Genomic DNA, 10,904 nt, shown 5'->3' on the forward strand with positions numbered 1-10,904 from the left:
TTCTATAATCCCACTTTGCGTCTGGAGTCTTTCCCATGCGCCTTCTTGGCAAAGCCCTGACCTTCGACGATGTGTTGTTGGTCCCCGCGTTCTCTACGGTGTTGCCGCGTGACACCGATCTTTCCACCCAGTTGACCCGGCGGATTCGCATCAATCTGCCCATTGTGTCCGCCGCCATGGACACCGTGACCGAGGCCCGCCTCGCCATTGCCATCGCCCAGGAGGGCGGCATTGGCATCGTGCACAAAAACCTGCCCGCAGCCGCGCAGGCGGCTGAGGTGGCCCGGGTCAAGCGTTACGAATCGGGTGTGCTGCGCGACCCCATCACCATTGGCCCTGAGGTCAAAGTGCATGAAGTGCTGGCCCTGAGCCAACAGCACGGCGTGAGTGGCTTCCCAGTGGTGGAAGGTAAAAAGGTCGTGGGCATCGTCACGGGCCGTGACCTGCGCTTTGAGTCGCGCATGGACGTGGCGGTGCGCGAAATCATGACGCCCGCCGAACGCCTGGTCACGGTGCGCGAAGGGGTGTCGCTGGCCGAAGCCAAGGCCTTGCTGCAAAAGCACCGCCTGGAGCGGCTGGTGGTGATAAACGATGCGTTTGAACTGCGTGGGTTGATCACGGTGAAGGACATCACCAAGCAAACCAGCTTCCCCAACGCCGCGCGGGATGACCACGGCAAGCTGCGCGTCGGCGCCGCTGTGGGCTTTGGCGAGGACAGCGAAGAGCGCATTGAGCGCCTGGTCAAGGCTGGGGTCGACGTCATCATCGTGGACACCGCCCATGGTCACAGCGCTGGCGTGCTGGACAAGGTGCGTTGGGTCAAGCAGAACTTCCCCAGCATCGATGTCATCGGCGGCAACATCGCCACTGGCGCCGCCGCCAAGGCCTTGGCCGAGGCCGGGGCGGATGGTGTGAAAGTGGGCATTGGCCCTGGCTCCATTTGCACCACCCGCATCGTGGCGGGGGTTGGCGTGCCGCAGATCACCGCCATTGACAACGTGGCCTCGGCGCTTCGCGGCTCGGGCGTGCCGGTCATTGCGGACGGCGGTGTGCGCTTCTCGGGCGACCTGGCCAAGGCCATTGCGGCCGGAGCCGACTGCGTCATGATGGGAGGTGCCTTCGCCGGCACCGAGGAAGCGCCGGGCGACTTGATCCTCTATCAAGGTCGCTCTTACAAGGCCTACCGGGGCATGGGCTCGCTGGGGGCCATGGCCAAAGGCAGCGCCGATCGCTACTTCCAAGAGGGTGGCAACAACCCCAACACCAGCAAGCTCGTGCCTGAGGGCATTGAAGGCCAAGTGCCGTACAAGGGCTCGGTGGTGCAGGTGCTGTTCCAAATGGCCGGTGGTTTGAAGGCGTCGATGCACTACTGCGGCTGCGCCTCGATTGCCGACATGCAGAAAAAGGCGGAGTTTGTTGAGATCACGTCGGCGGGCATGCGCGAAAGCCATGTCCACGATGTGCAGATCACCAAAGAGGCCCCGAACTACCGGGCCGAGTGATCGACTGAAGTGTGTGCAAGGCGGGGCCAGTCCCCGCCTTGTGCTTTTGCGGAGATCGGCTCCGCGGACTCGTTGGACCGCTGCATGCGCAACGCCAAAGCCAGCATGGCTTTTATCTTTGCCACCGTGTTGATCGACATGATCAGCATCGGGCTGATCATTCCGGTGTTGCCGGTGATTGCCGGCAGTTTTTCGAGCACGCAGGCCGAGCACGCCCAGGCCTACCTGCTGGTGGCCGGGGCGTTTGGGCTGGCCAACTTTTTGGGCTCGCCCATCCTTGGGGCCTTGTCGGACCAATACGGTCGCCGCCCCGTGTTGTTGCTGGGCTTCCTCGGCTTGGCCCTGAGCTTTTTTGTGACGGCCAGCGCCACGGCGCTGTGGATGCTGGTGGCGGTGCGCTTGGTCAGCGGTGCGATGCAGGCCAATGTGTCGGTGGCGAATGCCTATGTGGCGGACATCACGCCGCCGGCGGAGCGGGCCAAACGGTTCGGGCTCCTGGGAGCCGCCTTCGGGATAGGGTTCGTGCTCGGCCCGGCAACGGGCGGGCTTCTGGGGTCCATTGACTTGCGGCTGCCCTTCTGGGTGGCGGGCAGCTTGGCGCTGGTGAACTTGGCGTACGGCTACTTCGTGCTGCCCGAATCGCTGCCGCTGGACAAGCGCCGCCCTTTTGACTGGCGCACCGCCAATCCGATCAGCAGCCTCAAGAAACTGGCCGAGCTCAAGGGCGTCGGGGTGCTGGTGGTGGTGATTGGTTTTTCAGCCCTGGCGCAATTCATTCTGCACAGCAGTTGGGTTCTCTTCACCGCCTTCAAGTTTGGCTGGGGCCCGCGGGAGAACGGCTGGTCCTTGTTCGCCGTGGGCATGATGTCCGTCATCGTGCAGGGTTGGCTGTTGCCCAAATTGCTGCGACGTTTCCCCACACCCCGCCTGGTGGTGCTCGCTTTGGTGTCGAGCACCGTCACCTATCTGGGCTGGGCCCTCGCACCCCACGCTTGGATGCTGGTGGCGCTGATTGTTCTCAACGTCTTTGGCTACGCCGCCACCGCCGCGATTCAAAGCATCATCTCCAACAGCGTCGACGCCACGCGCCAAGGTGCCACCATGGGCGCCGTGTCGGGTCTGAACAGTCTGATGGCGGTGCTGGGCCCGCTGATTGGCCCTGGCCTCCTGACCCTGGTGGCGGACCTGCCCCAGGGCGACTGGCGCATTGGTGCCCCGTTCTTGCTCTGCGCGGCCTTGCAGGCCGTTGCGCTTTACTTTGCCCTGGCCTATCAGCGCCAGCACCCGATCTCCGCATTGCCTCAAGGGAACTCCCATGCATGACAAGGTCCTGATCCTCGACTTCGGCTCCCAAGTCACCCAGCTCATTGCCCGCCGCGTGCGCGAGGCGCAGGTGTATTGCGAGATTCACCCGAACGACGTGTCTGACGACTTCATCCGTCAGTTCAACCCGAAGGCCATCATCCTCAGCGGCAGTCACGCGTCCACCTATGAGGACCACGAGCTGCGTGCGCCGGCCCAGGTGTGGGTGCAGGGCGTGCCCGTTCTGGGCATTTGCTACGGCATGCAGACCATGGCGGTGCAACTGGGCGGGCAGGTGAGCTGGAGCGACACGCGCGAGTTCGGCTACGCCGAGGTGCGCGCCCATGGCCACACCCAACTGCTCAGCGGCATCGAGGACTTCGCCACGGCAGAGGGCCACGGCATGCTCAAGGTGTGGATGAGCCACGGCGACAAGGTGACGGCCCTGCCGGCTGGATTCAAGCTCATGGCCAGCACCCCCAGTTGCCCCATTGCGGGCATGGCGGATGAAACCCGGCACTTTTACGCCGTGCAGTTCCACCCCGAAGTGACCCACACCGTCAAAGGGGAGGCCATGCTGCGGCGCTTTGTGCGCGACATCGCCGGCTGCCGAGGCGATTGGCAGATGGGCAGCTACATCGACGAGGCAGTGGCCAAGATTCGTGAGCAGGTGGGGGACGAAGAGGTCATCCTGGGGCTTTCTGGCGGGGTGGACTCCTCCGTGGCGGCCGCGCTCATCCACCGGGCCATTGGCGATCAGCTGACCTGCGTGTTCGTCGATCACGGCCTCTTGCGCCTGAACGAAGGCGACATGGTCATGGGCATGTTTGAAGGCCAGCTCCACGCCCATGTGGTGCGCGTCGATGCCAGCGAGCTCTTCCTCAAAGAATTGGCCGGCGTGACCGACCCTGAGCAAAAGCGCAAGATCATCGGCCGCCTGTTCGTGGATGTGTTCAAAGCCGAGGCCGAGAAGCTCAAGGCGGGCGACAAGGGCCACAAGGGCGCCCAATGGCTGGCCCAGGGCACCATCTACCCGGATGTGGTGGAAAGCGGCGGCACCAAGACCAAGAAAGCCACGACGATCAAGAGCCACCACAACGTGGGCGGCCTGCCCGAGCAGTTGGGCCTGAAGCTCTTGGAGCCGCTGCGCGAACTCTTCAAGGATGAAGTGCGTGGCCTGGGCGTGGCCTTGGGGCTGCCGCACAGCATGGTCTACCGCCACCCGTTCCCTGGCCCCGGCCTGGGGGTGCGCATCTTGGGTGAGGTCAAGAAGGAGTACGCCGACCTGTTGCGCCGTGCCGATGCCATCTTCATCGAAGAGCTGCGCAACTGCACGGACCCGGCCACCGGCAAGACTTGGTACGACCTGACGAGCCAGGCCTTCACCGTGTTCTTGCCCGTCAAGAGCGTGGGCGTGATGGGCGACGGCCGCACCTATGACTACGTGGTGGCCCTGCGCGCCGTACAGACCAGCGATTTCATGACCGCCGACTGGGCCGAGCTGCCCTACGGCCTGCTGAAGAAAACCAGCTCCCGCATCATCAACGAAGTGCGCGGCATCAACCGGGTCACTTACGACGTGTCGAGCAAGCCACCCGCCACGATCGAGTGGGAGTGATGCGGACGAGAAACGGTCCTGAGGACCGTTTCTCGCCTCATCACTCCGAGCGGCATGCAAGCCGCGAGGTGGGGGTGATCTAGGCAGGCCACCCCTCAATGAAAGTCCCGGCTCCCCAGATCCAAACGCCCCAGCCAAGGGCTGAGGTCGTCAAAACGCTGGGCCAACAGATGGGCGACGCCATCGCGCTGCTGCCACAGGCCGTGCACGGCCAGCAAGCGGGCGTGGATCAGGGTGCGGCGGTGCTCGGCGTAGACCTGGGGCCAGACGATGACTTGCACGGTGCCGGTCTCGTCCTCCAGGCTGATGAACAGCGTGCCCTTGGCGGTCTGTGGGCGCTGGCGCACCGTGACCAGTCCGCAGGCTGAGACGCGGCGGCGGTTGGGGGTTTGGCGCAGCACCTGGGCGCTGCGCAGACCGCGGGCGTCCAGGCGAGTGCGCAACAGGGCCAAGGGGTGGTGACGCAGACTCAGGCCCAACGCGGCGTAATCCCACAACACGGCCTCGCCATCGGGTTCGGCGGGCAGCTCCAGGGTTTCATCCGGCGGCAGGCTGCCGGTGAGCAGGGGGGGCAGGCGGCGCAGCCCGCTGGCCTGCCAGACCTGCTGGCGCCGGTGGCCGGCCAGGGAGGCCAGGGCATCGGCTGCAGCCAGCTGCTGCAACTCGTGGCGATCCAACTGCGCGCGCAGGGCCAGGTCCTGGGGGTGGGCGAAGGGCCGCCCCAGGGCCTCGCGGGCTTGCACGATGCGTGTGGCCGCCAGCGTACTCAAACCGTGCACGCGATCCAGCCCCAAACGCACGGCCGGCTGGGCCTGGCCGGGGCGGGCCTCCAGGGTGCTGGCCACCTGGCTGTGGCTGACGTCCACCGGTCGCACCTCAACGTCGTGGCGCCGCGCGTCCTGCACCAACTGGTCAGGGCTGTAAAAGCCCAGGGGCTGCGAGTTGAGCAGGGCGCACAAAAAGGCGGCGGGTTCGTGGCGCTTGAGCCAGCAGCTCGCATAGGTCAGCAGGGCAAAGCTGGCCGCGTGGGATTCGGGGAAACCGTAGGAGGCAAAGCCCTGAATCTGGCGAAAGATGGCCTCGGCGAAGTCGTCGGCATAACCACGTTGGCGCATGCCGCTCAGGATGCGGGCGTGAAAACGGGCCAGGTCACCGGGGCGCTTCCAGGCGGCCATGGCGCGGCGCAGTTGATCCGCCTCGCCCGGCGTGAAGCCGGCGGCGATCATGGCCACCTGCATCACCTGCTCCTGGAAAATGGGGATGCCGCAGGTGCGCTCCAGGGCCACTTTCAGGGCCTCACTGGGGTAGACGATGTCTTCAGGGCGTTTGGCGCGGTTGCTCAGGTAGGGGTGCACCATGCCGCCCTCGATGGGCCCGGGGCGCACGATGGCGACCTCGATGACCAGGTCGTAGAAACTGCGGGGCTTGAGGCGCGGCAGCATGGACATCTGCGCCCGGCTCTCGATCTGGAACGTGCCCACGGTGTCGGCGGCGCAAATCATGTCGTAGGTGGCACGGTCGCCCTCGGGGATGCTGGCCAGATCGAGGGGCTGGCCGCGCAGCTTGCGCACCAGATCAAAACAGCGTCGCAGCGCCGACAGCATGCCCAGCGCCAGCACGTCCACTTTGAGCAGGCCCAGGGCATCCAGATCGTCCTTGTCCCACTCGATGACGGTGCGGTCCGCCATGCTGGCGTTCTCGATGGGCACGACCCGGGACAGTGGCCCCTGCGTGAGCACGAAGCCCCCCACATGCTGGCTGAGGTGGCGGGGCATGTCCTCCAGTTGGCGCGCCAGGTGGATGAGCTGCTGGAGGCGGGGGTCGCTCAGATTCAGACCCAGTTCGGCCTCCAGCGGGGCCATGCGGTCGGGGGCGAACAGGGTGTCGCCCCAGCGGTGATGCTCCTTGGCCAACGCCTCCACCCAGGCCTCGGGCAGGGCCAGCGCCTTGCCGACGTCGCGGATGGCGCTGCGTGCCCGGTAGCGGATGACCACGGCCGTGAGGGCTGCGCGCTCTCGGCCGTACTTGGCGTAGAGGTACTGGATGACTTCTTCGCGGCGCTCGTGCTCGAAATCCACGTCGATATCGGGCGGCTCATTGCGTTCGCGGCTGATGAAACGCTCGAACAGCAACGTGCTGCGTGCAGGGTCCACCGCCGTGATGAACAGGGCAAAGCACACCACGCTGTTGGCGGCCGAGCCCCGGCCCTGACACAGGATGCCGCGCGAGCGGGCGAACTGCACGATGTCGGCCACGGTGAGGAAGTAATGCTCGTACCCCAGCTCCTCGATGAGGTTCAGCTCATGCTCGGCCTGGGTCACCCAGCGGGGGTCGGGGCCGTTGGGCCAACGGCGCCACAGGCCCGTGTGAGTGAGCTGGCGCAGGTGGGCGATGGCCGTGCACCCCGGCGGCACCCCCTCCGAGGGGTATTCATGGCGCAACTCATCGAGGGAGAAATGACAGCGCTCGGCCACCTTCAACGTGGCCGCCAGCAGGTCGGCCGGGTAGATCTGGGCCAGCAGAACCCGGCTACGCAGGTGGCGTTCGGCGTGGGGCTGGAGGGCAAAGCCGCACTCGGTCACGGGGCGCCCCAGACGGATGGCGCACATCACATCCTGCAAAGGCTTGCGGGAGCGGACATGGAAGTGCACATCGCCGCAGGCCACCAGGGGCAGGGTGCTCTGGGCGGAGACCTGACGCAAGCGCTGCAGCCAGCGTTCATCGCCCAGCTCGCGCAGCAGGTTCACCCCCAACCAGGCGCGGCCTGCGGCCTGCTGCTGCAGCCATTGGGCCTGCTGCAGCAGGGCCGCGTCACGGGTGCGCGGATCGGGTACCAGGATCAGCACGCAGCCGGGCAAGGGGTTGCGCAAGCCCGGGTGCGACCAGGGCAGGCGGTAGCGCCCTTTGATGGGCGAGGCCCGGCGCAGATCGGTGATGAATTGGCTGAGCTGACCATAGCCCTCGCGCTGGCAGGCCAAGGCCACCAGGGTGAAGGCGGGCGGGGTGTCGGCGTCGGCTTCGTCGTCATGCACGGCAAATTGGCTGCCCAAGATGAGGTGGGGCAGCTCCAGTTCCGGGTCGCGCTCGGGCGCCCGCTCCCGCCATTCGGCCACCAGGCGTTTGAGCGCCACATGCGCGCGCACCACGCCGGCCAGCGAGCATTCATCCGTCAGCGCCAGCGCGGCATAGCCCTGGGCCTGGGCGCGCTGCACCAACTCCTCCGGGGCGGAGGCGCCGCGCAGAAAGCTGAAGTGGCTCCGGCATTGCAACTCGGCATAGGCGGTGGGGGTTTGCTGCCCCAGTTGGGGCGGGAACCCGGCGGGGGCGGGTTTCATGCAAAGACCCCTTGCAAATACCACTGGGGCGCATACAGCGTGCGCCGATCCAGGTAGATCCACAGCAGGCCCGCGCGGGGGCTGTGCGCCAGGTAGTAGTCGCGCCGCGCCGCGGCGGCTTCGGGCGCGGTGGCGCTGCTCCACCAGCCCGTGGCCAGCCGCTGCGGGCCGGCCAGCAGGCGCAGCGGGCCCTGGTACTGCGGCTGATCTTGGCGCACCACCAGACGCAGGGGCGGGTCGATCAGCCAACTGGGCTGCGCGCTGGGGGGATAGGCGGCGCCGTCGTCGAGTGGCACCGGGGCCTGCGGGCGCGGGCCACAAGGCTGCCAGTGCTGCATGCATTCGGGGCGGTGGTCGGCGCGCAGCAGGGGCTCGCGCACGCACTGCGCCCCCAGCCGCGCCCCCAGCCGCTCCAACAACTGGTGCAAGGGTTCGTGGGCGCGGTCCTCCTCGAGCTCGGGAAAAAGGGCGTTGCTGGCCTCGGCCAGGGCTTGCACCTCGTCGGCCTGGAGACGCAAGCCATCGACAGGGGCGGCCAGGGGGGTCTGCATCAGGCGTTCGGCCAACAAGGTCTGCAGATGGGGCAGGTGGCGCGTGGGTTCGGCGGTGGCCACGGTGATGCCGCCGCCTGTGCCGCTGGATCGCGGGCGCAGGGCGTCGTGCTGCCAGGCCAGGCTGAAGCGCAGCACCCCCATCTGGCGGGCGGCCAACCAGGCCTCCATCTGCCGCAGCAGGGGCTGGGCATGGGCCAGCAGGGCCTGCGCTTGCTCCACGCGCCAGGGCAACTCAATCTGTGCTGAAAAGGTCTCGGGCACGACCTCCCAGGTCTGGGGCTGCTGCGCATCGACGGCGGGGTCATAGGCCTGATCCAGTGCGTCCAGCAATTCCGGGCCGAAACGCTGCGCCAGGGCCTTGCGGGGCAGCGCCCGCACCTGGCCCAGGTGGCGGCAGCCCAGGCGCTCCAGCATGGGCTGGTGGGGCTGGGCGGCGTCCAGCACCCGCAGCGGCAGGCGATCCAGCAACGGGGGCAGGGCGCGTGTGATTCCGTTCACGAGGCCCCCCCGCGCCAGCGCCAGGGCTCCCAGCCGGGTGGGCGCCCAGGCCAGGGTCTGCACCTCGAAATCGGCGCGGGCCTGGCCCTGCACCCGGGTGTGCAGGGCCTTCAGGCCGCCAAACAGGCGCAGGCTGGCGCCCAGCTCCACCAACACGGCCTCGCTCTGGCGGCACACGCGAGGGCTGAAACGCAGCGCCCACCAGGCCAGGCGTTGCAGATGGGGGGGCAGGGCGGCATTCCGGTGGGGGCTACACAGCGCCAACCAATGCGGTTTCATGGGGCACCCCCAGGGCATGGGCGTGAACGTGGGCGGTGAGCGGGGTGCTCACGCCCGGTCCGACTTGGCGCATGCGGGGCGTCAGCACGGGGGCCAAAGCGTCGGGCAAGGAGGGCAGGGCAAACCAATCCGTCTGCGGCGGGCCGCGCCGCTTGATGATGCGCAGGTGCACGGCCCACGGCGCGGTGCTGCGAACCTGCACGCGCAGCGGGGCGGCCGAGGCCTGTGCGGCAGCACTCAAGGGGCGGATCAAGAAGACCGGGGCCGGCGAGGCCAAGGCGGCGATCTGCAGGCGGCGCAGCTGTTCGGGGCGCAGGTCGGGCAACCAAGCCACCACGGCGGCTGCAGCCTGGGCTCGCACGGCCTGTTCTACGGCCCACAATGTTTGCCGCGCGTCGCTGGGCGCTACCCAAATCCAGCGCCAACCCGTCAAGCCCTGGGCCATCAGCCCAGGCAGGTGCGGCCGGTGCGGGGGGTTGATGAGCAACACCGGGGGCGGATGGCCCTTGCGGGTGTGGGGCCGGTGTGTGGTGGGCGCCTTGGGTGCCAAAGGCCGCGGCGCTGGGGTGGCTTGGCCCTGAAAGGCCGGGGCCAGCAAGCGCCATTCGCAGCTGCCGGGGGTTTCCATCAGCAGCTCGCACACCATGTGGGTGGGCCAGCCGCCCCCGGGCAACTCGGCATCCAGGGCGGCAAAGCCGCTGGGCCAGCAGGGGGCGGGGTGGCTGCGCAACTGGGTGGCGCGCCACAGCCGGGGGTCGTCCTGCCAGGGGTCGGACGTGAGTGCTCGAACGGGCCGTGGCGCCTGCGTGCCCGGTGCGGCCCAGGTCGGCCGCACGGCGGTGGGGGAGGCGGGTTGGGCGGACATCGGCGTTTCTCAATGGGCGGTGGCGGCCGCTGTGGGGGGGGGTAACAAAGCTGTGTATTTATACAGTATTTGATTGCCCAGCCTCAACCCTTGCGCGTCCAGACCGGGGCCGTGCGGGGGGTACACGGCTCAAGGTGGCGGGCCAGTAAGCCCGCATTGACAAGGCGTGCCGGGGGCGAGGAGGATGCACCGACATGTCCACCGCCGACGACCTGATCGACTCCGCCACCTTTGAGCGTCCGGGCGCCTTCCCCGCGCATGGGCGGTTTCGGGCGCGCCTGCTCCAAGGGTTGCTGCACTGGGAAAACGAAGGCCCGTTCAACGCGGAGGCGCTGCGGTGCTACGCACAGGCACGGGACGCGGCCTATGCCCGCTGGGGGGCTCAGATGTCCCGTGTGGGCGGCGTGGTGACCTGGCGCGACAGTGTGCTCATGTCGCCCGAAGCGTTTGAGATCTACACCCAGGGTTTTGAGTCTTTTTTGGCCCGCGGCTCGCGTTTGCGGGCCGTGGCCTGGGTGGCTGCCCCTGCCGTCGAGGGGTTGCCCTTCATGGTGGAGCGCTTCGCCAAACTATTCAGCCAACACGGCGTGGCCTTTCGGCTGTTTGAGCAGATCGAACCCGCCACGGATTGGGTGCGGGCCGAGTTGGCGTCCCCGGGCCCGGAGGCCTGAAGGGCGTCAGCCGCGCTCGGGCGTTGGCCCCGGGGGGGCGACGTAGGCCCCCGGACGCCGTGGGCTCTTGCGCCGGTCGGCGCCGCCAGCCTGCAACCACTCGTGGAAGTCCGAGTCCTGCACGTCCAGGCCGTCGAGTTGGGCGCGGGTGGTGTCCTGGACGCGGCGAAATTCACCGGCGAGCAGGGATTCGAGGGGGCTGCGATTGGCTTTCATGGCATCGCACTGTGCCGAGCCCGTCCGTGCCTGACCAACCCCCCAAAAGGGGGCCTTCAATTGG

The 10,904-nt window shown here is 67.6% G+C and carries 8 protein-coding genes; 4 read left to right on the top strand and 4 right to left on the bottom strand.

Annotated elements, in window-relative coordinates:
* Window positions 1–35: 35 nt before the first annotated feature.
* From guaB to guaA, 3 genes are all read left to right on the top strand, one after another.
* On the top strand, window positions 36–1,502 hold the full coding sequence (guaB, locus tag I7X43_RS07305; RefSeq protein ID WP_198100250.1) for an IMP dehydrogenase: 1,467 nt from the start codon (window positions 36–38) through the stop codon (window positions 1,500–1,502).
* 84 nt (window positions 1,503–1,586) lie between these two features.
* Window positions 1,587–2,825: an MFS transporter gene (locus I7X43_RS07310; RefSeq protein ID WP_246480225.1), complete on the top strand. Its 1,239-nt coding sequence runs from the start codon at window positions 1,587–1,589 to the stop codon at window positions 2,823–2,825.
* Window positions 2,818–4,422 (top strand): glutamine-hydrolyzing GMP synthase, encoded by a 1,605-nt coding sequence (gene guaA / locus I7X43_RS07315; RefSeq protein ID WP_198100251.1) that lies wholly within the window; start codon window positions 2,818–2,820, stop codon window positions 4,420–4,422. Before I7X43_RS07310 ends, guaA begins: the two co-directional genes overlap by 8 nt.
* Before the next feature lie 95 nt (window positions 4,423–4,517).
* On the opposite strand, the gene I7X43_RS07320 is transcribed toward guaA, so the two are convergent.
* From I7X43_RS07320 to I7X43_RS07330, 3 genes are read right to left on the bottom strand one after another with little or no spacing between them, the layout of a single operon-like run.
* The gene (locus I7X43_RS07320; protein WP_198100252.1) at window positions 4,518–7,757 is read right to left on the bottom strand and encodes an error-prone DNA polymerase; all 3,240 of its coding nucleotides are present in this window, start codon (window positions 7,755–7,757) and stop codon (window positions 4,518–4,520) included.
* Entirely contained in the window at window positions 7,754–9,088 is a 1,335-nt protein-coding gene (locus tag I7X43_RS07325) for a Y-family DNA polymerase (protein ID WP_246480226.1), read from the bottom strand. The genes I7X43_RS07320 and I7X43_RS07325 overlap by 4 nt, the downstream gene beginning before the upstream one ends.
* Window positions 9,060–9,953: an ImuA family protein gene (locus I7X43_RS07330; protein ID WP_198100253.1), complete on the bottom strand. Its 894-nt coding sequence runs from the start codon at window positions 9,951–9,953 to the stop codon at window positions 9,060–9,062. The genes I7X43_RS07325 and I7X43_RS07330 overlap by 29 nt, the downstream gene beginning before the upstream one ends.
* A gap of 194 nt (window positions 9,954–10,147) precedes the next feature.
* On the opposite strand from I7X43_RS07330, the gene I7X43_RS07335 reads away from it, so the two are divergent.
* A complete protein-coding gene (locus I7X43_RS07335) occupies window positions 10,148–10,624 on the top strand; it encodes a hypothetical protein (protein ID WP_198100254.1) in 477 nt (158 codons plus the stop codon).
* Between the two features lie 6 nt (window positions 10,625–10,630).
* Here the strand turns inward: I7X43_RS07335 and I7X43_RS07340 are convergent, their stop codons facing one another.
* Window positions 10,631–10,840, bottom strand: coding sequence for a hypothetical protein (locus I7X43_RS07340; RefSeq protein WP_198100255.1), 210 nt, complete (start codon window positions 10,838–10,840; stop codon window positions 10,631–10,633).
* Window positions 10,841–10,904 lie beyond the last annotated feature (64 nt).

The sequence above is a fragment of the Inhella gelatinilytica genome, from assembly GCF_016093295.1.
Taxonomy (GTDB): Bacteria; Pseudomonadota; Gammaproteobacteria; order Burkholderiales; family Burkholderiaceae_C; genus Inhella; species Inhella gelatinilytica.